Here is a 23,368-nt window from a genome sequence, read left to right as displayed (position 1 = left end):
TCAAGCACTTTCAGCTACAAAATCAGAAGTCCTGAACCAGGGACACGCGCACATTGCGGCCCGGCTGGGTATAGGCATCGGCAATCTGCGTCGTGCGGCTCAAGCCACGAACATCCGCCCAGCGCGAATACTTTTTGTCGGTCAGGTTGTAGATGCCCACATTCAGACGCGTGCCCGGACGGATACGCCATTGCGCACTCAAATCCAGCACCGTCGCAGATGAGCTGAGCAAGGGGCGGCCAGTGGAAAGATCAGGCGCATCCTTGTCTTTTTTGCCTGCCCAGTGCGAGGCGCTGAGCTGCACGCCCACATTCGAGCGGTCGTAGCGCACGCCCAGCACCAGTTGCTGAGGCGAGATGGTGTCCACCGGCTTGTTGGTGCTCTTGTCCGTACCCTTGGTGTAGCCATAGGCGGCATTGGTGCGCCAGTTGCCGCCCGCAAACCGGCCCCAGTCATAGTCGGCCTTGAGCTCGAAGCCGCTGATATGCACGCGGTTCAGATTGACGGACTGGAACGTCGCGGGGTTGTTGCGATCACCGTATTCGCCCGCAACCTGCACCTGATCCTGGATGAAGTCCTTGTAGCGGCCCGTGAAGACTGCGGCATCGAGGCGCAGCGCACTCATGCGGCCACGCAGGCCCAGCTCGAAGGTATTGCTTTTTTCCGCCTTGAGATCGGGGTTGGGAATGCTCTTGTAGAACATGAACGGGTTCTCGAAGAAGGCATTGATCTGCCCTGCATTCGGCGCTCTGAAACCGGCGGCATAGTTGCCGTAGACCGACCAGGCATCGTTCATCTGGAACATGGCACCCAGCTTGGGGGAGACGGCGGAGTCCGAATTGCTGACCGCCGTGCCGCCAAAGCCCTGCTGCTTGGGCTTGATGCTGTAGTGCTCGGCCCGCAATCCGGGCGTCAGGCTGAAAGCACCATAGTGCAGCTCGGCCTGGGCAAACAGCGCGGTCGAGGTTTCCGTGGTGTCGGGGAAGCGCTTGAGCGGAAAGCTCTCGCCTGCCGGCGGCGTGATGCCGTTCTGCTCGTTGACCACCTTGCCGCGCAGATAGTCGATGCCATAGCTGAACTTGCCGCTCAGGCCATTTTCCCAGCGCAGCGTCTTGCCGGCCTGGGCATGCAGCTGCAGCGCATCCTCGTCATAGGTCACATCGCGCTCGCGATAGGCCAGAGGCGGGGTGCGGGTTTCGGTCACGAACTCGCGCGAGCTCGAGCTTTGATAGCTGGCCATCAGCTTGAGCTCGTCGGCCAGTGCCGTATCCAGCTGCTGCCACTGCCCCTGCCAGGTAGCGCGCCAGCGCTTCATGGTGGTCTCGGCACGCGAATCGGTGACGGTGGCGCTGCGAGCGCTCAACAGGTCGTAGTCGGCGCGCTTGTCCACGTTTTCCAGCGTGAAGACATGTTTTTGCACGGCCGATGGCGTGTAGACCAGGCGGCCCAGCAGCGAATGGCTCTTGTCCTTCTCGGGGTTGGGCGTGGTGCGCAGAGCACCCACGGTGTTATTGCTGCCCATATTCTCCAGCGCGCTGGAGCGGCCCACACCGGCCGAAAGCAGCCAACTCCATTCATCGCTGGCCTTGCCCGCGAGGGTTGCGCCCAGGCGCTTGCCGTTGTCCGAGCCGTCATAGCTGGCCGAGACCCGGCCGCCAATGGTCTTGCCGTCCTTGAGCAGATCGTCGGGCTGCACGGTGATGAAATTGACCAGGCCGCCCATGCCGTCCGAGCCATAGAGAGCGGGCACGGCGCCGCGCAGGATTTCCACGCGTTGCACCAGACCCAGATCCAGATAGTCGCGGCCAAAGGCATTGGCGCTGAAGGTATAGCTGCGCGGCAGGCGCACGCCATCGACCAGCATCAGCACGCGGTTGCCTTCCAGGCCACGGATATTGAAGCCGCTGTTCTGGTCACGCCCGGTGGGAGAGCCGGCCAACGTGAAACGCGCAGGACTGCGCGGCACGGTCACATTGGGCAGCTTGGCTGCAAGCTCACGGATATCGCCGATCTGCTCCTCTTCCATTTGCTTGGCGTCGATGACGTCCACCGTCATGGGCAGGCTGTCGGCATCCTGCTCGTCGCGCGAGGCACTGATGACCACATCGCGCAAAACAGGAGTGTTGCGGTCGGCGCGGGCCGCTGCGACCTGTATGGACTCGGAGGATTGCTGCTGGGCCTGGGCCGAAATGGCGGCGCAGGCCAGTGCGCAGGCCAGCGCCAGCGGACGGAGATTGGAGCGTGGCGCCGGCATGGCGCGGGCGTGCAAAGCGGTGGCGGAAGCCATACCAGAAACCCTCTTTATTCATAGAAATGGAAAAGAGCTGGCTTCTGATAGGTACGTCAATGGCCACAGGTCGAAACGTCAGAGGCTTCGCGGCCTGTAGCTGGCACGGCATTGGCTGGCTGAATGTGGAAGAAGTATATGCGAATAATTCTCAACCGCAAATAAACTTGTTACAAAACCGGGAATTGAGTCTTGCGCAAGGCTACGGCTTGCAGCGCCGCCTGTTTTCACGGGCTGCTTATGTCCTCAACCCGCCCCGAGGAACGCTGCAGCCCTGACGACCCCGGCGGAAATGCCCCCTCCTCCAGGCCGCCCATAAGAAAAAAGGACTGCCCAAGCAGTCCTTTTTTAATAGCTACCATCGCTTACCTTGCAAGCGATGAAGGCCGTTTAGTTGCGGATCAGATGATCGAAGGCCGACAGTGCCGCCGTGGCACCGGCGCCGGCGGCGATCACGATCTGCTTGTAAGGCACCGTGGTGCAGTCACCGGCGGCGAACACCCCGGGCAGACTGGTCTGCCCCTTGGCATCCACAATGATTTCGCCGAACTTGCTCAGCTCCAGTGTGCCCTTGAGCCATTCGGTGTTCGGCACCAGGCCGATCTGCACAAACACACCTTCGAGCTCCACATGGTGCTCGGCACCGCTCGTACGGTCCTTGTAGCTCAGGCCGTTGACCTTGCCGTTGGCACCCGTGATCTCCGTAGTCTGGGCGTTGGTGATGACGGTCACATTGGGCAGGCTGTGCAGCTTCTTGACCAGCACGGCATCGGCCTTGAGTTGATCGGCAAATTCCACCACCGTCACATGGGCCACCAGACCCGCCAGGTCAATCGCAGCTTCGATGCCGGAGTTGCCACCGCCAATCACCGACACGCGCTTGCCCTTGAACAGCGGACCATCGCAGTGCGGGCAGTAAGCCACGCCCTTGTTCTTGTACTCGGCCTCGCCAGGCACGTTCACATTGCGCCAGCGCGCCCCCGTGGACAGGATCACGGTCTTGGCCTTGAGCGAGCCGCCATTGGCCAGTTGCACTTCCACCAGATCGCCAGGGTGCGCAGCGGGAATCAGCTTCTCGGCGCGCTGCAGGTTCATGATGTCCACGTCATAGGCGCGAGTGTGGGCTTCCAATGCAGCGGCGAACTTGGGTCCGTCGGTTTCCAGCACGGAGATGTAGTTCTCGATCGCCAGTGTGTCGTTGACTTGGCCGCCAAAGCGCTCGGCTGCCACGCCGGTGCGAATGCCCTTGCGAGCCGCATACACGGCGGCTGCCGCGCCGGCAGGACCGCCACCGATGATCAGCACGTCGAAGGCTTCCTTGGCCGACAGCTTGGCTGCGTCACGCGAGGCTGCACCGGTGTCCAGCTTGGCCACGATTTCTTCGATGGTCATGCGACCGGAGCCGAACACGCTGCCGTTCATGAACACCATGGGCACGGCCATGATTTCGCGCTCGGTCACTTCTTTCTGGAAGGCACCGCCTTCGATCACCGTGGTCTTGACCTTGGGGTTGAGAATCGCCATCAGCGACAGCGCCTGAACCACGTCGGGGCAGTTGTGGCAGCTCAGGCTCATATAGACCTCGAAGTTGAAGTCGCCGTCCAGAGCCTTGATCTGGTCGATCACATCCTGCTCCACCTTGGGAGGATGGCCGCCCGTCCACAGCAGGGCCAGCACCAGCGAGGTGAATTCATGCCCCAGGGGCAGGCCGGCAAAACGCAGCTGGGTGGCCGTGCCCTGGCGCTGCAGCGTGAACGAGGGCTTGCGGGCATCGCTGCCGTCGGTGCGCAGCGAAATCTTGTCACTGCGCAGGGACTGGATGGTCTTCAGCAGATCGTGCATCTGTGCACTGGTCTCGCTGTCATCCAGAGAAGCCACCAGCTCAAACGGCTGCTGCACGCGTTCCAGATAGGCGGCGAGTTGGGCTTTGAGTTGATCGTCAAGCATGGTGGATTCCTTTGAATTTAGAGTTGTTGATGCAATGCAGCAAAGTGCTTTTGAGGCCTTTGCCCGCCCATGAAAGCAAAAACTGGGCGAAAAAAAGCCGGACAGACAGGCGGCACTCGCCTGAACGTCGTCCGGCTTTCAGAGCGCTTGCACGCTCAGCCGATAGGTATCAGGCTTAGATCTTGCCGACCAGATCCAGCGAAGGAGTGATCGTGCTGGCGCCTTCCTTCCACTTGGCGGGGCACACCTGGCCGGGGTTGGCGGCGGTGAACTGGGCAGCCTTGAGCTTGCGCAGGGTTTCGGACACGTCACGAGCGATTTCGTTGGAATGCACTTCCATGGTCTTGATCACGCCTTCGGGGTTGATCACGAAGGTACCGCGCAGAGCCAGACCTTCTTCGGGGATGTGCACGCCGAAAGCGTTGGTCAGCTGGTGTGTGGGGTCGCCAACCAGGGGGAACTTAGCCTTGCCCACTGCGTCGGAAGTTTCGTGCCACACCTTGTGCGAGAAGTGGGTGTCGGTGGTCACGATGTAGACCTCGGCACCGGCCTTCTGGAACTCGGCGTAGTTGTTGGCTGCGTCTTCGATTTCGGTGGGGCAGTTGAAGGTGAAGGCGGCGGGCATGAAGATCACCACAGACCACTTGCCCTTCAGGCTCTCTTCAGTCACGGTGATGAATTCACCCTTGCCGTTGCGGTTCACATAGGCTTCGGTCTTGAAAGGTTGAACTTGAGTGTTGATCAGAGACATTTGCTGTTTCCTTGTGGTTAGTGTTTGAAGACAGGATGAAGTTTAGAGCGGCCCACTTAATAAAACCAATCGATTGATTTCATCAAATTGATTTACAAAACCTATCAAACCAGATTCCCGGCTTCTGAAGTCAAGCCGCACCGCTGTGCAGCTCAGCTTTCTATTGTGGGCCGAAACCAGGTAGTTCAAGCCAATAGTCCTTCAATCACGCTCATAGCTTTTGTTGTCATCACTGAGTCAAACCTCGCGAGGAAGGTCCGTCCGGCAGCACGTAAGCTAAACGAGAACGCGCATCAGATGCAGCCAATTCGCGCGGGCATGGGCTTTGTTTGATTTGCCTCATAAAGCATGGACAATCGACTCGAACAACAACTGCCCGAGAAGGAGTCCTCATGAAAGGTGATGCACAAGTCATTTCCTGGCTGCAAGCCCAGCTCAAGAACGAACTGACCGCCATCAACCAGTACTTTGTGCATTACCGCATGTACAAGCACTGGGGCTTCGACAAGCTGGCCAAGAAGGAATATGAGGAATCCATCGGCGAGATGAAGCATGCCGACGCGCTGATGGACCGCATCTTCATGCTCGACGGCCTGCCCAATCTGCAGGACCTGGGCAAGCTGCAGATCGGCGAGGACGTGCCGGAAGCCCTGGCCTGCGACCTGCGCCTGGAGCAAGCGGCGCAGCAGACCATCAAGGACGGCATCGCGCACTGCGAATCCGTGCGCGACTATGTTTCGCGCGATCTGCTGCAGAAGATTCTGGACGACACCGAAGAGCACATCGATTTCCTCGAAACCCAGCTCGACCTGATCGACAAGGTCGGCACGCAGAACTATCTGCAGTCTCTGATGGGCGAGATCGAATAATTTCGGCTTCACGCTGAAAGACAAAAGCGGCCTCAGGGCCGCTTTTTGCTTTGGAGACCCCGGCCTCAGGTCGGCATCAGGAAGTCCCGGCTGATGCCGGAGCCCAGATCGTTGACGCGATCGAGAAACTGCGTCAGATAGGCGTGCAGGCCGGTGGTCAGTATCTCGTCGATGCGACCGTATTGCAGGTCGGCCAGCAGGCGCCCGGCCTTGCGCGTGGTTTCCTGCGAATGGTCGTTGGCCACGCGCTCCAGGTTCTTGACCACCTCATGCATGCTGGCCAGCAACGAGCGCGGCATGTCGGCGCGCAGCATCAGCAGCTCGGCTACGCGTTCGGGCGTGATCACATCGCGGTAGACCTTGCGGTAGACCTCGAAGGCCGAGACGCTGCGCAGCAAGGCGCTCCAGTGATAGAAGTCGAAGTTCATCAGGGCACGACCGCGCGGCATGCCGTGGTAGTCGCGCTCTATGGAATGGAACTTCACATCCAGCAAACGTGCCGTGTTGTCGGCCCGTTCGACAAAAGTGCCCAGGCGCACAAAGTGCAGCGCCTCGTCCTTGAGCATGGTGCCCAGCGACACACCGCGCCACAGGTGCGAGCGGTATTTGACCCATTCGAAGAACTGCGCCGGATCCTTTTTCCAGGCATCCTTGCCGAAGTGGCGCTGCAGCGCCAGCCAGGTCTGATTCTGCGTTTCCCAGGACTCCGTGGTCAGCGCACCGCGCACGGCACGCGCGTTCTCGCGTGCAGCCTTCAGACAGGCAAAGATGGATGACGGATTGGCCTCGTCCGACACCATGAACTGCAGCACCGACTCACGATCCACCACAGGAAACTGAGCCTTGAAGGCCGGGATCAGCTCGCTGATGGACAGCACGCTCTGCCAGCCACGGTGCGCATCATGGATGGCCTGCGGCAGCATGGCGGTTTCATAGGCCACGCTGAGCATGCGCGCGGTGTTCTCTGCCCGCTCGGTGTAGCGGGACATCCAGTACAAATGATCGGCGGTACGACTCAGCATAGGCCCTCCTTGGGCAGAGAACCCCGCACGCGCTGAACGCGCGCGCCGTATTCTGGTGAAAAAATGCTTGCAGCATTTTTTTCCGCCCGCTCGGTGTAGCGGGACATCCAGCACAAATGATCTGCGGTACGTGACAGCATCAGCGAGCTCCCCCTTGATCTTCCAGCACCCAGGTATCCTTGGTTCCGCCGCCCTGAGACGAATTCACCACCAGCGATCCCTGCTTGAGCGCCACACGCGTGAGTCCACCGGCCACCATATTGACCTCGGTGCCCGTGAGCACAAAGGGCCGCAGGTCGATATGGCGCGGTGCAATGCCTTTTTCCACCATGGTCGGGCAGGTGGACAGGGAGAGCGTGGGTTGAGCGATATAGCCCGATGGATTGCCGACCAGCACGCGGCGGAAGGCCTCGATCTCGGCCTTGGTCGCCGCCGGCCCGATCAGCATGCCGTAGCCGCCTGCTCCGTGCACCTCCTTGACGACCAGCTCATGCAGGTGATCGAGCACGTATTTGAGGTCGTCCTCCTTGCGGCACAGCCAGGTCGGCACGTTCTGCAGGATGGGCTCCTCACCCAGATAGAAGCGGATCATCTCCGGCACATAGGGGTACACCGATTTGTCATCGGCCAGGCCCGTGCCCACGGCATTGCAGATATTGACGTTGCCTGCACGGTAGGCCCGCATCAGGCCCTTGCAGCCCAGCGTCGATGTGGGCCTGAAGACTTCGGGGTCGAGGAAATCATCGTCCACACGGCGGTAGATCACGTCCACACGCTGCAGCCCCTGGGTGGTGCGCATATAGACCACGTCTTTCTCGACCACCAGATCCTGGCCTTCGACCAGCTCCACCCCCATTTGCTGGGCCAGGAAGGCATGCTCGAAATAGGCGCTGTTGTACATGCCCGGCGTCAGCACCACCACCGTGGGCTCCAGCACGCCCGACGGTGCGCTGGCACGCAGCGTGTCGAGCAGCATGTCGGGATAGTGGGCCACGGGTGCCACGGCATGCTTGCCGAAAAGTTCGGGGAACAGGCGCATGGTCATGCGACGGTTCTCCAGCATGTAGGAAACACCCGATGGCACGCGCAGATTGTCTTCGAGCACGTAGTAGACGCCGTTGCCCTGCTCATCGGGCGCCCGCACGATGTCTATGCCGGCGATATTGGCGTAGACATCGTTGGGCACCTGAATGCCCTCCATCTCGGGCCGGTACTGGCTGTTGCCGCGCACCAGCTCCGTCGGGATCAGGCCGGCACGCACCATGTCCTGGCCATGGTAGGCATCGCGGATGAAGCAGTTGAGCGCCTTCACGCGCTGGGCCAGACCGGCCTGCATGCTGGCCCACTCATGGGCCGGAATGATGCGGGGGATCAAATCGAACGGAATCAGGCGCTCCGTACCGGCGCCGCTCTCGTCCTTGTCGCCATAGACGGCAAAGGTGATACCCACGCGGCGAAAAACGATTTCCGCCTCGGCACTGCGCGCTCGCAGGTATTCCTGCGATTGCTTGCCCAGCCACTGCGCATAGTCCCGATAGTGGTCTCGCACCGCACCACCTTCGGCGGGCAAGCTCAGATACATCTCATCGAATGTGCGCATCTTGTCCTCTCTATTTTTGCCGCTGCTCACACAGGCAAGCCACGGATTTCAGTTTAGCGACGCCGCACCGGACAAGCTGCCAGGCAACGAGCGTGCAACCATGCATGTATGCACCCGCCCGAAGGCGGTACAGCATCAATGCAAGCCCCATGCCAGTTTCTCAGGGCTGCTCCATGGAAACGGCATGGACATCCCAATAATGCGCCCGAATCAAGCGCTCGCATTCCAATTTTTCAGGTTGAGCAGAGTTCCAGTAGGCCGCGCCGCAGCGATCCTGAGCCACCAGCTGGCTGCCCACCGCCTGATAGCGCTGCACCACAGCTGCCACCGGATGTCCGAAACGATTCCGATAACCCGCCTGCACCACTGCCCAGCGCGGCCGCAGAGTGCTGACCCAGGACTCGGTCGATGAAGTCTTGCTGCCATGGTGAGGCACCAGCAGCCAGTCCACTGGCTCGTCCAGACTGGTTTGCAACAGTTGCTGCTCCTGCGCTGCCTCGATATCTCCGGCCAACAGGGCCACGCGCCCGCTGGCCGAACGCAGGCGCAACACGCAACTGCCAAAGTTCGGCTTGGCCTTGCGACCATTGAGCCAGGCCTCTCCTGCAGGCGGATGCAGCACTTCAAACGTCACACCATCCCATTGCCAGTGCTGCCCCTGTGTACAGCGCTGAACCGGAGCCAGGCCCGCCAGTTGCGGGGCTTGAATCACCGAGTCCGAGCCCCAGACTTTCGCGCGAGGCTGAGCCTCCTTGACGGCCAGAGCCCCGCCGGTGTGATCCTTGTCGCTGTGACTGAGCATCATGGCATCAATCTGCATGCCATTCGCGGCCATCAGCGGCAGGAGCACACGCTCGCCGGCATCGCTGTGGCGGCTGTACTGCGGCCCTGCGTCATAGAGCAGACGGTGGCTGGCTGTGCTGATGATGACGGCATTGCCCTGGCCGATATCCGCCGCCAGCAGTTCAAACTCGCCCGCACGCGGCCATGATCGAGGCCAAAACAGGGCTGGCAAAACAAATATGGCCGCCACCAGCCGCAACCTGAGTGGCAAAGGCGCAATCACCAGCAGTCCGGCGGCTATCGCCAGCACACTGGCCCACCAGGCAGGTTGCGGCAAGGCCCATACGGCCCCGGGCAGCGCAGCCAGCCACTGCAGCAGGCTCATCAAGGGCAGCATGGCGACGGCGGCAGCGCTTGCCGCCATGGGCAGCACGGCAGCCAGCAAGGCCAGCGGCGTGACCACCAATGTCACCCAGGGAATGGCCAGCAGATTGGCCAGCAGGCCCACTACGGACACTTGACCAAACAGCAGCAGACCCAGTGGTGCCAAGGCCAGGGAGATCAGCCACTGCTCGCGCCACAATTCCTTCAAGCGTGCGAGAAATCGTCTTTTTGCGCTTGCAGCTTCAGCGCTAACGGCCCCTGAATTGGAAGCAAGCAATACGCCGACGGCGACAAAACTGAGCCAGAACCCAGCCTGCCACAACGCCCAGGGGTCGGCCACAACAATCACCGCCAGTGCCAGCAGCCATACACAGGCCCAGGGCCAGCGCACGCCCAGCCATTGAAGCAGCGCCACTACAGCCAGCATGCAGATCGTGCGCTGCGCAGGCAGGCCCCAACCGCTGAACAAGGCATAGGCCGCCGCCAGTAACACGCCCATGACCAGGGCCGCGCGCGGGGCAGGCATCCAACGACAAGCGCGCGCATTCAGCCTCCATACACGGCCCACGATCAAGACTGCCAGCCAGGCAAACATGGTGATATGCGGGCCCGATATGCTCATCAGATGCGCCACACCTGTCTGACGGAACAGGGTCCAGTCCTTGCGGTCAATCGCCTGCTGATCGCCCACGGCCAGCGCAGCCACCACACCCAGAGCGGTCTGAGCATGCTCTGCACCGCCACCTGGCAACCAGCGCTGCAAGCGCAATGCCTCGCCCTGAATGCGATCGCGCAAGCCCTGTCGCCAGCGCTGCAGCGGATATTGGCTTGTCACGGCCAGCAGTTCGGGCGCGGGCTGCTTGCGCACATAGCCCGTGGCCAGCACTCCTTGCTCCCAGGCCAGCAGCTCATAGTCAAACCCGTGCGGATTGCGCGAGCCATGCGGGCGCTTGATGCGCACCGTGAAGCGCCAACGCTGTCCGGGACTCAGCGCCACGCCTTTGGCCCAGTCAGGCACGAGAGGCTGGTTGGCATCCGGCACCTGCCCGAACGGGCCATACCAGGACAGCTCCAGCAGCCTTGGCACGCCTGCGTCCGAACTATCGACCACAAAACGCCAGCGCTGGCCGTTGGCCTGGTTCTGCAGCATGGAGGCAATCCGGCCTTCCACCTGCAAGTCCACCGCCTCCAGCGCCTGTGGCAGGGTCTGCGTCAGATAAACATGTGCACGCCAACCCGTCAGCCCCGCCACACAGCAGGCAGCACCCAACAGCATCAGCCACCAGCTCTGCCAGGACCTGTCACGCCATCTGCTTGCAAACAGCAGTGTCAGCAAGCCCCAAGCCAGCAAGATCTGGTAGAGCGACAGATGCCACAGCCTGGCCTGGGTCACCTGCCATGCAGCGCCCAGCACACAACCCCAGAGCGGCGCCAGCCACGACAAGCGGCGACGCTGAGAGCTTGGAGTCTGATGGAGCGGCATGCTGCCATGCTAGGAGGGAGCGACCAGGCCCAGCATTGCGACTATCCCTGCCCTGTCTCGGACATCAAAACAGCATCAAACATTTGCTCTCATTGTGCGAGCAGCTATCAATTCAAAAGCTATGGCCACTGTGCCAAGGCGATCCATGCCCGGGCCCGCTGCTGTGTCAAACTTGTCGATCCTTAGCCTCGCACTTTTTGGAGCCGTCATGAGCGTCTATGAAAAACTCAAAGCCCTGAACATCACCCTGCCCGAAGTGGCCATGCCTGCAGCCGCCTACCTGCCCTATATGCAGACCGGCAATCTGGTGTTCCTCAGCGGCCATATCGCCAAGCAGAACGGCCAGCCCTGGGTCGGCAAGCTGGGCGAGAACATGACGACCGAAGAAGGCAAGCAGGCAGCCCGCGCCGTGGCCGTGGATCTGATGGGCACGCTGCAGCATGCCTGCGGCGGCGATCTGAATCGCGTCAAGCGCATCGTCAAGGTCATGAGCTTGGTCAATTCCAGCACCAGCTACACCGAGCAGCATCTGGTCACCAATGGCTGCAGCGAACTGCTGGGCGAAGTCTTCGGCGAAGCCGGCAAGCACGCCCGCAGCGCCTTCGGCGTGGCCCAGATCCCCCTGGGCTGCTGCGTGGAAATCGAGCTGATGGCAGAGCTGGGCTAAGACTTCCGCTCACACACATAAAGTGAGCTAATACCGCTTGCCATTCATAGAGTTCAGATAAAAAACCATCTGAATTGATTGACAGGCAAGCGCAAGCAGCTCACTTTATCTTTGCAGCGCGATGCTTGCCGCAAGCATCTCGATCACTCACGAAAGAGCCCTCATGCCCAGCACGCAGGCACCCCCGCTGGTTCTCAGCATTCAATCCCATGTCGCCTACGGCCATGTGGGCAACGACGCCGCCATGCTGCCGCTGCAACTGCTGGGCATAGAACCCGTGGCCGTGCATACGGTGCAGTTCTCCAACCACACGGGCTACGGCGAATTCAAGGGCCAGGTCTTCACGCCGGCCCATGTACAGGATGTGCTGGACGGCCTGCGCGCCCGCGGCGTGCTGGCGCGCTGCACGGCCGTGCTCTCGGGCTATCTGGGCGATGCCGGTGTGGGCGAAGCCATTCTGGCCGCCGTGCAGGAGGTGCGCGCCGCCCAACCCAAGGCACACTATCTGTGCGACCCGGTCATGGGCGATGTGGGGCGCGGCGTGTTTGTGCGCCCCGGCATCCCTGACTTTCTGCGCAAGCGCGCGCTGTCCCAGGCCAGCGTCATCACGCCCAACCATTACGAGTTCGAGCTGCTGTGCGGCGGCCAGCCGCTGAGCACCGTGGAAGCAGCCACCCAGGCGGCCCGAGCCATGCTGACGCAACTGCATCACAGCCCATCGGCCCTGATCGTCATCACCAGCCTGCGCACCGACGATCTGCCTGCCGACCAACTGGCCACGCTGGCCGTGACTGCCGACAAGTCCTGGCTGGTACAGACGCCCTATATCGACCTGCACCCTCTGCCCAACGGCATGGGCGATGTGTTCTCGGCCGTTCTGCTGGGCCATCTGATTCAAGGGCGCGCCGTGCCCGATGCCGTGTCCAGGGCCGTGAGCACCTTGTATGCCCTGGTTTCTCGCACCGAATCGGGGCAGCGCGACCTGCCCCTGGTCGCCTGCCGCGACCAGATAATAGCCCCAGCGCAAACCTTCACGGCATTGCCTGTGCCAGCGCAGTGAATGGGCGCAAGAGCTTTGCCAAAGCTCTTTGCATCAACAGGCCTCCGGGGACTGGAGCGAGCTAGGCCTCAACCCAGTTCGAAATCGAATTTCCTGCTGTGAGCATTAATCCCCGGCGGCCGGAATTGAGTCAGCGAGGCAAGCTGCTTTGGAATAGATTTTGACTGTCGCCGTTCGGCGCCCCAAAGCCGCCGCACGCGTACTTTATGAAACGACAGCTTTGGACCAAAGCTGCGGCGCGCTGTTGCAAAAGCAGAGCAACCTCAAAATCCTGCCTCTTGCCTGGAGTCAGCTGCCCGTCTGCTGCTTGGGTAAATGACGAGCCAGCACCAAAACGACTAGCGCGAGAGAAAAAAGCAACGCGATGACAACACCGCTAACCGCGGCAAAAGACGCTTCAAACGCTTGCATTGCGCTTTGTAAAACGGCTGGAGATTGGATGCCTTGCTGGGTATTTCGGTACGCTTCGTCCAGGCCGCTGCCAGCCATGGCCTCTATACCGCCGTGTCGTACATGCGCGACGTAGACCGCCGTCATCAGGGAGCCAAAAATAGTCACCCCCAACCCTCCTCCAAACTCATAGGCCACGCCTTCTACAGACCCCGCCATGCCTGCGCGGTCTTCTGACACATTCGTCATTACCAGCGCGCTGGAGGCGGTCAGGCTGAAGCCTATTCCCACACCGCACAAGGCCAGGCCCCCCACTTGCCACAATGCGCCTGCCTCGTTCAAGCCAAGATATCCCCAGATGCCTGAGGCACACATGACCAGGCCGGCAGCAATGACACGCGGACCGCCAATGCGTCCAATCAATACCCCCGCCAATGGTCCTGCGAAGAAAGACCCCAAGGAGATAGGCAGAACAGATGCACCTGCCTCAAGAGGACTTTTTCCCAGAACCAACTGCAGCCTCTGACTGAGCACCAACTCAAAGCCGATCAGCATCATTGACGCCACGAGGGCGATAAAAATACCCATGGCTATGGGGGTGACTGAAAGCAAGCTGAAATCAATCAATGGTTGAGGCAGCCGGAGTTGACGTCGCACAAAGACTGTCAATGTCACAGCTCCCGCAAGCAAAGCCCCCCAGGCCAAGAGCACATGACTATCGAGCCTGGCCAATTCCTTGATGCCATAAGCCAGTGCAATGATGCCAAGCGTGCTTTGCCAGCAGCTATGCAAGTCGATGGTGACGCTCGCATTCCCCGCGCTCTTGGGAACCAGCCACCAGGCCAGCACTGCAGCCACAGCAATGACTGGGACGTTGATCAGAAAAACCGAACCCCACCAAAAATGCTCCAGCAAGACTCCACCCAAAACCGGGCCCACCGCAGCGCCACCAGAGGCCACAGACGCCCAGACACCAATGGCAAAAGCCAGTTCTTTGGGGTCGTGGAAGGTGGTACGAACAATGGCAATCGTGGCCGGCATCATGGCTGCGCCGCCAATGGCAAGCAATGCACGAGCAGCGATCAGTACAGCGGCGCTGGGAGCAAATGCTGCAATCACGGAGGCCAGTCCAAACAGAGCCATGCCACTGATAAAGACCGCCCGGTGGCCCAGACGATCGCCCAAGGCACCCATGGCCGGCATCAATCCGGCCATCACCAAAGAGTAGGCATTGAGAATCCACAGCTTTTCCGAAGCCGTGGTGTGCAGGGCCTGCGCCAGACTCGGCAACGCCGTGTAGAGCACCGTCATATCGATGACGATGAGCAGCAACGCCGTTGAAACCACGCCAAGCGTGAGCCAGCGGCTCTGGAATTTCATAGAGAACCTTCGAACATTGACTTCGGTGCCTTGCAGATGCAGGCCTTGTGGCATTCGATGGATAGCGCGACTGGCTACCCCTCAAGCCAAACGACATGATGGGCGCTCCAATTCAGTCTTCAGTCCGACACTGGATTGCGCGGGGAATCCGTAACTGCAACTCAAACCTGCACCACGTCATGAAGCCAGCCCCTCCATGAGACTTGGCACCCAAGCCGGGCTGTGAACTATGAAGCCTCGCCCAAGTTGGAAACAACCTGAGGGCGGCTATTTGCCATGACCGGGAAAAAGCGGTCATAGGCGACGTTGAACACAAAGTTGTAAACAAGATAGAACACGACGATAGCCAGATCGAGCACCAGCGTATCGAGTAGCGTCATATTCAGATACCAGGCTATCAACGGCAGCAGAATCAGCAGCAGACCCGCCTCAAACAAGACAGTGTGCAGCAGGCGTGCTTTGAAGCTCTTGCGAATGTGGCCGTACATCTTCCGCATGCAGCGATCAAATCCGATGTTGAACGTGAAATTCCAAACCGTCGCGATCGTGGCAGAGCCGATACCCACCACACCCATGTGCGTCATGGGCTTGTTGAACAAGGCTGCCGAGGCCGGGATGATGATCATCAACCCGATAGCCTCGAACATCAAAGCGTGCCGCACCCGATCAGAAAGACTGCGCGTTTTCATCATTTTTCTCCAATCACATTGATTGGTGTGCAATGTATCTTGATATCAAATAATGAAAAGTTATCTTCCATCTTAAAATCAGATAGATGAGCATATCCATGGATCAACTGGAAGCATTCGTCTCGGCGGCAGAAAAAGGATCGTTTTCTGCTGCCGGACGAGCTTTGCGCAAGGCGCAATCGGCCGTCAGCACCCAGGTTTCCAACCTGGAGACGGATCTTGGGGTGATGCTGTTCGACCGGGCCGGACGCAACCCCTCGTTGACGGCTGCGGGCGAGCGCCTGCTGGCTGAGGCCAGGCTGATCCTCGACCGCCGCGAACACCTCATTGGGGTTGCGGCGAGCTTCGAGGCGCATGTTGAAAAGCGCCTTGTCGTAGCCATCGACGAGCTCTACCCGGAGCATGTGCAGGGAGAGCTATTCGCCGAGTTCGCGACCCTCTTTCCCCATGTCGAGCTGGAGTTGCTGTTCCCCATGATGGAGGATGTCAGCAACATGATTCTTGATGGAAAAGCGGATATCGGAGTGATGTGGCGCCAGGAATCGCTGCCCGCAGAACTTGGCTTTCACACTATTGGCTGGGTACCGCTCAAACTGGTTTGCGGAAGCAACCATCCGCTTGCGCACACCGTTGTTGACTGGGAGGAGCTCAAGCGTCACCGCCAAATCATGGTGACCCTGAGGTCCGAGGGAACCGAAAAGCACCGCCTTCGCGTCGCTGCCGAGGTCTGGTGGGTCGAAAGCCATTGGGTCATCCTGCAAATCCTCAAGCAAGGAATTGGCTGGGCACTGATCCCTGATCACATCATCGCGCGCTCGCCTATCGCCAAGGACCTCGTCATGCCAGCGCTACGATTCGACGAAGGGGCGCACCCAGTGGCCTTGGAGCTGGTTTGGCACAAACAGCGGCCCAGCGGGCCCGCGGCCACATGGCTGCGCGAGAGATTTGCGGCAACGAAGATCTATACGTGACAATTTCTGAGAAAGATCGAAGCGATACCGTTGACGGCTTCGACACAAACGTCCGCCAGGGATCGTTCTCTGTCACTCCTTCTTCAAACCCGATAAAAAAACCGCTCTAGCAAAACTGACGCGGTTTTTTCATGGGCGTATTGATCACCTATTCCACACGCGTCACCGCCTGGGGCTTGAAGCCCAGGTCGGCAGCCTTGCCCTTGCGGCCGCGGTTGCCACGGGCGTTGTTGAGGCTGCGGATCTCCAGCGTCTCGGTCCGCGCCTTGCCGCCGCGCCCCACGCCATCCAGGCGGATGCTGCGCGTATAGGCGGCCGCGCCGGCCAGCTGATCCTTGTCTTCCAGGCTGATCAGCATCAGGCCGCGCCCGCCCTTGGGCATGGCCTTGAGCTCTGCGATCTCGAAGGTCAGAATGCGACCGCCCACCGAGGCACAGATCACATGGCTGGCGAGGTTGAGCAAACCGGCGCCCTGCTCGCCGCCTTCCACATATTCGGCACGCGCATTCATGGGCACGCCATGCACCACCGAAGGTGCGCACAGGGTCTCGCCCTCGCCCAGCGTGACAAAGGCCTTGCCGGCCTTCTGGCGCGAGACCATATCGCCCACACTCGCCGTGAAGCCATAGGCGCCCGAGCCCGACAGCAGCAGCTGCGTGCTTTCGCTGCCGGCAAAGTAGTACAGCAGCTGGGTACCGGCTTCGAGTTCGATCATCGTCGTCACGGGCTGGCCGTCGCCGCGTCCGCCCGGCAGGGCCGACACCGGCACCGAATAGACCCGGCCGTTGCTGCCAAAGGCCAGCAACTGATCGACGGTGCGGCACTCGAACGTGCCGTAGAGGCTGTCGCCTGCCTTGAAGCTCAGCGTGCCCGCATCCACGCCATGGCCTTGACGCGTGCGCACCCAGCCCTTTTCGGAAATGATCACGGTCGTGGGTTCATCCACCACCTTGACCTCGGCCACCACCTTTTTCTCCTCGTGGATCAGCGTGCGACGGGCATCGCCGAAGGTCTTGGCATCGGCCTCGATTTCCTTGCAGATCAGGCGGCGCATGGTCGCCTCGCTGCCCAGGATGTCTTCCAGCTTGCCCTGCTCGCTGCGCAGTTCCTTGAGCTCCTGCTCGATCTTGATGGCCTCCAGGCGCGCCAATTGACGCAGACGGATTTCAAGAATGTCCTCGGCCTGACGCTCGGAAAGATTGAAGGCGTCGATCAGGGCCTGCTTGGGTTCATCGCTGGCGCGGATGATGGCAATAACCTTATCGATATTGAGCAGCACGGCCTGACGGCCTTCGAGGATGTGGATGCGATCGAGCACCTTCTCCAGCCGATGCTGGCTGCGTCGCGTCACGGTCTGGAAGCGGAAGGCAATCCACTCCTCCAGCATCTGGCGCAGCGACTTCTGCACCGGGCGGCCATCGAGGCCGATGCTGGTCAGATTGATCGAGCTCGAAGACTCCAGGCTGGTGTGGGCCAGCAGCGCCGTGATCAGCTCCGACTGGGGAATCTTGCCGGTCTTGGGTTCGAACACGATGCGCACCGGCGCATCCTTGCTCGACTCGTCACGCACGCAGTCCAGCACGGCCAGCATGCTGGCCTTGAGCTGGGTCTGCTCCTGGCTCAGCGCCTTCTTGCCGGTCTTGACCTTGGGGTTGGTGATGTCCTCGATCTCTTCGAGCACCTTCTGAGCCGACACGCCGGGCGGCAGCTCGGTCACCACCAGTTGCCACTGGCCGCGTGCCAGCTCTTCGATCTTCCAGCGCGCACGCACCTTGAGACTGCCACGGCCCGTGCGGTAGGCATCGGCAATATCGCTGCTCGATGAAATGATCTGGCCGCCGCCCGGATAGTCGGGGCCGGGAATCAGCGCCAGCAGCTCTTCCTCGGGCAGCTGCGGCTTCTTGATCAGGGCCACGCAGGCCGCCGCCACCTCGGGCAGATTGTGGCTCGGGATTTCCGTTGCCAGACCCACGGCAATGCCGCTGGCGCCATTGAGCAGCGAGAACGGCAGGCGCGCCGGAAGCTGCTTGGGCTCCTGGGTGCTGCCGTCGTAGTTGGGCACAAAGTCCACCGTGCCCATATCGATTTCGTCGAGCAGCAGACCGGTGATCTTGGACAGGCGCGCCTCGGTGTAACGCATGGCCGCTGCGCCGTCGCCGTCGCGGCTGCCGAAGTTGCCCTGGCCGTCGACCAGCGGGTAGCGCTGGTTGAAGTCCTGGGCCATGCGCACCAGTGCGTCGTAGGCCGACTGGTCGCCGTGCGGGTGAAAGCGGCCCAGCACGTCGCCGACGACACGGGCGCTCTTGACCGGCTTGGCCGCCGTATTGCCATTCGGGCCGCTATAGCCCAGACCCATGCGGTCCATGGCATAGAGGATGCGGCGCTGCACGGGCTTGAGGCCATCGCTGACGTCGGGCAGGGCACGGCCCTTGACCACCGACAAAGCGTATTCGAGATAGGCGCGCTGTGCGTATTGACCCAGGTCCAGTGCATCGCCAGCGGCTTGTTGAGACAAATCCAGTGTGGTTTGATCGCTCATGAATTCTTTGTGATTTTCCAAATTGCGCCGATCCGGCGACTCAAGGTATTTGCGCGTCCGCGGCCGCAGAGGCCGCGCCCGGCAGAGTCATGCGTATGCGGGAGCCGGCCGCAGCCAGCCGACCGCTCAGGGGCCGGGCTGCCTGCAACTGCTCGTAGATGCCGGTGACGGCCTTGACGTAATTCATTGTTTCTTTGTAGGGCGGAATCGCCTTGCCGAATTTCTGCACCGCACCTTCGCCTGCGTTATAGGCGGCCAGCACCAGATCGAGCCGCCCCGGGAACAAGTCCATCAGATAGCTCAGATAGCGCGCGCCGGCAGGCACGTTCACGGCCGGGTCGGCCAGTTGCTGCTGCATGCTGCGCTTTTTGCTGGCCGACACGCCAAAGCGCTCTGCCGTGGCCGGCATCAGCTGCATCAGGCCGACAGCGCCCTTGGGCGAGACGGCCTGGGCATCAAAGCCGGACTCCACGGCGATCACGGCCTTGATCAGGTCGTAGTCCACGCCGGTTCTCTCGGCCGCCTTCTGCAGATGCGGCCTCACGCTCTTGTAGCGCGGCGAGACCTCGAAAAAGCTCTGCATGCGCGTGCGGGCGTTGAGCCCCTTGGCCGCCGAATCCTGCTTGAGCTGCAGACCCGGCTGGCTGCTGTCGTAGAGCTCGCCCTTGAAGAACAGCTTGTAGCGTTCGTCCAGCGCCTCGGCCGCAAAGTGCGTGACGCCGAATTCGTCGACATAGGCCCAGAGGTCGGCATGCGCCGCCGGCGCCAGGGCCAGCCAGCCCGAGCCCGCCAGCAGGGCAGCTGCCACCGCACGTCGCAAGCGCACAGACGCGAACCCGCCGCGCGCGGGCGGCTGGCTGAGTGAGGCATCGAACATGGGCTTGTGCATGGCTGGCTCCATCGACCGCTAGTGAGCACTAGTGCAGACGTTGGCAACGCCCGCCTAGATATCGACCTCCACGGCATCGCCATGCAGCTCCATCAGCTCGCGGCGGGCGGCGGCTTCGCCCTTGCCCATGAGCTTGGTGACCACGGCCTCCGACTGTGCAAAGTCCAGATTCATGAACTGCACCGGCAGCAGACGACGCGTATCGGGGTTCAGCGTGGTTTCCCACAGCTGTTCGGCATTCATCTCGCCCAGGCCCTTGAAGCGGCTGACCTGGCATTTCTCGCGCGGCACGCCGTCCTTGGCGCATTTCTCGATGATGGCATCGAGCTCGCCCGCATCGAGCGCATAGACCTTGATGGCCGGCTTCTTGCCGCGCGCAGGCACATCCACCCGGAACAGCGGCGGCAGCGCCACATGGATGTGGCCGGCCTCGATGAGCTTGGGGAAATGCTTGAAGAACAGCGTCAGCAGCAGCACCTGGATGTGCGAGCCGTCCACGTCCGCATCCGAGAGAATGCAGATCTTGCCGTAGCGCAGGCCGGACAGATCGGGCTCGTCATTGGGGCCATGCGGGTCCACGCCGATCGCCACCGAGATATCGTGGATTTCGTTGTTGGCGAACAGCCGGTCGCGGTCCACCTCCCAGGTGTTGAGCACCTTGCCGCGCAGCGGCAGGATGGCCTGGGTTTCCTTGTCGCGGCCCATCTTGGCGCTGCCGCCGGCAGAGTCGCCCTCGACCAGAAACACCTCGTTGACGGCTATGTCCTTGCTCTCGCAATCGGTCAGCTTGCCGGGCAACACGGCCACGCCGCTGCCCTTGCGCTTTTCCACCTTCTGGCCGGCCTTCTGACGGGTCTGGGCGGCCTTGATGGCGATTTCGGCCAGCTTCTTGCCCCAGTCCACATGTTCGTTAAGCCACAGCTCCAGCGCCGGGCGCACAAAGCCCGAGACCAGACGCACGGCATCGCGCGAGTTTAGGCGCTCCTTGATCTGGCCCTGGAACTGCGGGTCCAGCACCTTGGCATTGAGCACATAGCTGGCGCGCGCAAACACGTCGTCGGGCATGAGCTTGACGCCCTTGGGCAGCAGCGAGTGCATGTCGATGAAGGCCTTGACGGCCTGGAACAGGCCGTCGCGCAGGCCGCTGTCATGCGTGCCGCCCGCCGTGGTCGGAATCAGGTTGACATAGCTTTCGCGCAGCGGCGCGCCGTCTTCGGTGAAAGCCACGCACCAGGCCGCGCCCTCGCCTTCGGCAAAGCTGTCGTTGTTCTTGTCGGCAAAGCCCTCGCCTTCGAACAGGGGGATGACGGGCTCGCCATGCAGGCTCTGCGCCAGATAGTCGCGCAGACCGCCCTTGAACTGCCAGCTCTGGGTGTCGCGCGACTTTTCGTTGATCAGCGAAACGGCCACGCCGGGCATGAGCACGGCCTTGCTGCGCAGCAGATGCACCAGCTCGCCCATGGGCAGGGCCGAGGATTCGAAGTATTTGGCATCGGGCCAGGCACGCACCGTCGTGCCCTGCTTGCGCTCGCCGGCCTGCAGAGGGCGCACCTTGAGCGGCTCGATCACATCGCCGCCCGAGAACACCAGCGTGGCCACCTGGCCGTCGCGGTGCACCTGCACCTCCAGGCGCGTGGCCAGCGCATTCGTCACCGAGACGCCCACGCCGTGCAGACCGCCCGAAAAGCTGTAGGCGCCGCCATTGCCCTTGTCGAACTTGCCGCCCGCGTGCAAACGCGTGAAGACCAGCTCCACCACGGGCGCCTTCTCCTCGGGGTGCAGACCGAAGGGAATGCCGCGGCCGTCGTCCTCCACGCTGTAGGAGCCGTCGGCATGCATGGTGAACTTGATTTTCTTGCCGTAGCCGGCAAGCGCCTCGTCGGCCGCGTTGTCGATCACCTCCTGCAGGATGTGCAGGGGGTTGTCGGTGCGCGTATACATGCCGGGACGCTGTTTGACAGGCTCCAGACCCTTGAGAACGCGGATCGAGCCTTCGGAATATTCGTTGGACGGTTTAACTGCCATGGGGGCGGATTGTAGTAGCCTCTCCGAGTGAGAGCTGGATAAATTCACAGTTGTTTACTCCCAATACTCTTGCACAAAGCCCGAACATCTGTCTTGGCAACGTGTTTTTACCGGGTCTTCATCGCTGCGGATACTCTGAAAACAATAGCATTTACTGCTTGCCATTCATACGTTATGGATAGTTTCAAATCCATATCTATTACACGGATTGCGCAAAGCGCTCACTTTTTATTTTTTTCTGCCCGGCTGCGGCTCCCGCGCAGCAGCTTGCCGGTCACGCATTCTGGCAGGGCAGCCTGCCACGCATGTGACGGCCTGTGCAGGCGCAAAACAGCTTGTTTCGTTAAAGTGACAAGTTGACCGCACCCCAAGCCTTTTTTCGCACACACGGCATGACTACAAAGACAACTCAAGCCCCCATGTCCATGGCGCAGATTCTTCTGTGCGGTGGCGCCATCGTCACGCTCTCCATGGGCATACGCCACGGCTTCGGCCTGTGGCTGCAACCCATCACCCAGGAGATGGGCTGGACGCGCGAGAACTTCTCCCTGGCCATTGCCGTGCAGAACCTGTCCTGGGGCATCTTGGGCATCTTCGTCGGCATGCTGGCCGACCGCATCGGCGCCTTCAAGGTGCTGATCGGCGGCTCCATCCTCTATGCGCTGGGTCTGGCCGGCATGGCGCTGTCTCCCGATGCCACCGTGTTTTTGCTGACCGCCGGCGTGCTGATCGGCGCGGCCCAGGCCGGCACCACCTATGCCGTGATCTACGGCGTGCTGGGCCGGCAGATTCCCGTGGCGCGGCGCAGCTGGGCCATGGGCGTGGCCGCGGCAGCAGGATCGTTCGGCCAGTTCTTCATGGTGCCCGTGGAAGGCAAGCTGATCGCGCAGTTCGGCTGGTCCAATGCCTTGCTGATACTGGCGCTGTTCGCGCTGCTGATCGCCGCCCTGGCCTTCGGCCTGCGCGAGCCGGGCTTTGGCGGCAGCACGCCCATCAAGCGCGAGCAGACCGTGGGCCAGGCGCTCAGGGAAGCCTGGACCTACCCCAGCTTTCTGCTGCTGATGGCGGGCTACTTTGTCTGCGGCTTCCAGGTCATGTTCATCGGCGTGCACATGCCCAGCTATCTGAAGGACTTCGGCATGGCGCCCCATGTGGCCAGCTATTCACTGGCACTGGTCGGCCTGTTCAATATCTTCGGTACCTATCTGGCCGGCAATCTGGGCCAGAAGCTGCCCAAGCGCTATCTGCTGTCGGGCATCTACGGTCTGCGCTCGGTGGCCACCGTGGCCTTTTTGCTGACACCGCTGTCGCCCTGGTCGGTCTATGCCTTCTGCGCCGCCATGGGCTTTCTGTGGCTGTCCACCGTTCCGCTGACCAATGCCACCATCGCCCAGATCTTCGGCGTGCAGCATCTGTCCATGCTGGGCGGCTTTGTCTTCTTCAGCCACCAGATCGGCAGCTTCCTGGGCGTCTGGCTGGGCGGCTATCTCTACGATATCAACGGCAACTACGATATGGTCTGGTACATCTCGATTGCCCTGGGCATTTTTGCCGCCATCGTCAACCTGCCCGTGCGCGAGGCAGCCATTGTGCGCCGCGCGCCCAGCGCCGCCTGATACCGGAGACACCCAC

Annotated in this window: 17 protein-coding genes; 5 read left to right on the top strand and 12 right to left on the bottom strand. The window is 61.3% G+C overall.

Translation table 11 applies throughout. The features are described 5' to 3' along the window. Nucleotides 1–22: 22 nt before the first annotated feature. The 3 genes from AAIL66_RS02095 to ahpC all read right to left on the bottom strand — a co-directional run bounded on the left by AAIL66_RS02095 (nucleotide 23) and on the right by ahpC (nucleotide 4,985). Nucleotides 23–2,287, bottom strand: coding sequence for a TonB-dependent hemoglobin/transferrin/lactoferrin family receptor (locus tag AAIL66_RS02095; protein WP_343495884.1), 2,265 nt, complete (start codon nucleotides 2,285–2,287; stop codon nucleotides 23–25). 390 nt (nucleotides 2,288–2,677) lie between these two features. Beyond that, a complete protein-coding gene (gene ahpF / locus AAIL66_RS02090) occupies nucleotides 2,678–4,234 on the bottom strand; it encodes an alkyl hydroperoxide reductase subunit F (RefSeq protein ID WP_343495883.1) in 1,557 nt (518 codons plus the stop codon). A gap of 175 nt (nucleotides 4,235–4,409) precedes the next feature. Beyond that, nucleotides 4,410–4,985, bottom strand: a complete 576-nt coding sequence (ahpC, locus tag AAIL66_RS02085) for an alkyl hydroperoxide reductase subunit C (protein WP_003057651.1) — start codon at nucleotides 4,983–4,985, stop codon at nucleotides 4,410–4,412. Nucleotides 4,986–5,377: 392 nt separating this feature from the next. Between ahpC and bfr the strand changes: the two genes are divergently transcribed. Continuing rightward, complete coding sequence (bfr, locus tag AAIL66_RS02080) at nucleotides 5,378–5,854, top strand: bacterioferritin (protein ID WP_003057652.1); 477 nt, start codon at nucleotides 5,378–5,380, stop codon at nucleotides 5,852–5,854. Nucleotides 5,855–5,919: 65 nt separating this feature from the next. On the opposite strand, the gene AAIL66_RS02075 is transcribed toward bfr, so the two are convergent. The 4 genes from AAIL66_RS02075 to AAIL66_RS02060 all read right to left on the bottom strand — a co-directional run bounded on the left by AAIL66_RS02075 (nucleotide 5,920) and on the right by AAIL66_RS02060 (nucleotide 11,126). Further along, on the bottom strand, nucleotides 5,920–6,876 hold the full coding sequence (locus tag AAIL66_RS02075; RefSeq protein ID WP_003057653.1) for an alpha-E domain-containing protein: 957 nt from the start codon (nucleotides 6,874–6,876) through the stop codon (nucleotides 5,920–5,922). Next, a complete protein-coding gene (locus AAIL66_RS02070) occupies nucleotides 6,870–7,016 on the bottom strand; it encodes an alpha-E domain-containing protein (RefSeq protein WP_343495882.1) in 147 nt (48 codons plus the stop codon). The genes AAIL66_RS02075 and AAIL66_RS02070 overlap by 7 nt, the downstream gene beginning before the upstream one ends. Further along, nucleotides 7,016–8,476, bottom strand: coding sequence for a circularly permuted type 2 ATP-grasp protein (locus AAIL66_RS02065; protein WP_034392114.1), 1,461 nt, complete (start codon nucleotides 8,474–8,476; stop codon nucleotides 7,016–7,018). The genes AAIL66_RS02070 and AAIL66_RS02065 overlap by 1 nt, the downstream gene beginning before the upstream one ends. 160 nt (nucleotides 8,477–8,636) lie before the next feature. Further along, nucleotides 8,637–11,126 (bottom strand): DNA internalization-related competence protein ComEC/Rec2, encoded by a 2,490-nt coding sequence (locus AAIL66_RS02060; protein ID WP_343495881.1) that lies wholly within the window; start codon nucleotides 11,124–11,126, stop codon nucleotides 8,637–8,639. A 208-nt stretch (nucleotides 11,127–11,334) separates the two neighbouring features. On the opposite strand from AAIL66_RS02060, the gene AAIL66_RS02055 reads away from it, so the two are divergent. Both AAIL66_RS02055 and pdxY read left to right on the top strand, forming a co-directional pair. After that, on the top strand, nucleotides 11,335–11,793 hold the full coding sequence (locus tag AAIL66_RS02055) for a RidA family protein (RefSeq protein ID WP_003064600.1): 459 nt from the start codon (nucleotides 11,335–11,337) through the stop codon (nucleotides 11,791–11,793). 163 nt (nucleotides 11,794–11,956) lie between these two features. After that, nucleotides 11,957–12,853 (top strand): pyridoxal kinase PdxY, encoded by an 897-nt coding sequence (gene pdxY / locus AAIL66_RS02050; protein ID WP_012837395.1) that lies wholly within the window; start codon nucleotides 11,957–11,959, stop codon nucleotides 12,851–12,853. 288 nt (nucleotides 12,854–13,141) lie between these two features. Here pdxY and AAIL66_RS02045 read toward each other — a convergent pair whose 3' ends face one another. Next, entirely contained in the window at nucleotides 13,142–14,623 is a 1,482-nt protein-coding gene (locus AAIL66_RS02045; RefSeq protein ID WP_343495880.1) for an MFS transporter, read from the bottom strand. 227 nt (nucleotides 14,624–14,850) lie between these two features. After that, the gene (locus tag AAIL66_RS02040; RefSeq protein ID WP_224650058.1) at nucleotides 14,851–15,315 is read right to left on the bottom strand and encodes a PACE efflux transporter; all 465 of its coding nucleotides are present in this window, start codon (nucleotides 15,313–15,315) and stop codon (nucleotides 14,851–14,853) included. An 83-nt stretch (nucleotides 15,316–15,398) separates the two neighbouring features. Between AAIL66_RS02040 and AAIL66_RS02035 the strand changes: the two genes are divergently transcribed. Beyond that, nucleotides 15,399–16,283 carry a LysR family transcriptional regulator gene (locus AAIL66_RS02035; protein WP_343495879.1) on the top strand — a complete coding sequence of 295 codons (885 nt, stop codon included), beginning with the start codon at nucleotides 15,399–15,401 and terminating at the stop codon, nucleotides 16,281–16,283. A gap of 148 nt (nucleotides 16,284–16,431) precedes the next feature. On the opposite strand, the gene parC is transcribed toward AAIL66_RS02035, so the two are convergent. From parC to AAIL66_RS02020, 3 genes are read right to left on the bottom strand one after another with little or no spacing between them, the layout of a single operon-like run. Next, the gene (gene parC / locus AAIL66_RS02030; protein ID WP_343484148.1) at nucleotides 16,432–18,822 is read right to left on the bottom strand and encodes a DNA topoisomerase IV subunit A; all 2,391 of its coding nucleotides are present in this window, start codon (nucleotides 18,820–18,822) and stop codon (nucleotides 16,432–16,434) included. A 40-nt stretch (nucleotides 18,823–18,862) separates the two neighbouring features. Next, nucleotides 18,863–19,711, bottom strand: coding sequence for a transglycosylase SLT domain-containing protein (locus tag AAIL66_RS02025; protein ID WP_343495878.1), 849 nt, complete (start codon nucleotides 19,709–19,711; stop codon nucleotides 18,863–18,865). 54 nt (nucleotides 19,712–19,765) lie between these two features. Beyond that, the gene (locus AAIL66_RS02020; protein WP_003064589.1) at nucleotides 19,766–21,736 is read right to left on the bottom strand and encodes a DNA topoisomerase IV subunit B; all 1,971 of its coding nucleotides are present in this window, start codon (nucleotides 21,734–21,736) and stop codon (nucleotides 19,766–19,768) included. Between the two features lie 419 nt (nucleotides 21,737–22,155). On the opposite strand from AAIL66_RS02020, the gene AAIL66_RS02015 reads away from it, so the two are divergent. Then, the gene (locus AAIL66_RS02015; protein WP_343495902.1) at nucleotides 22,156–23,352 is read left to right on the top strand and encodes an MFS transporter; all 1,197 of its coding nucleotides are present in this window, start codon (nucleotides 22,156–22,158) and stop codon (nucleotides 23,350–23,352) included. Nucleotides 23,353–23,368: the final 16 nt, after the last annotated feature.

This window comes from Comamonas sp. F1-6, from assembly GCF_039581415.1.
Taxonomy (GTDB): domain Bacteria; phylum Pseudomonadota; class Gammaproteobacteria; order Burkholderiales; family Burkholderiaceae_C; genus Comamonas; species Comamonas thiooxydans.
This window is presented reverse-complemented; position numbering and strand designations above follow the sequence as displayed.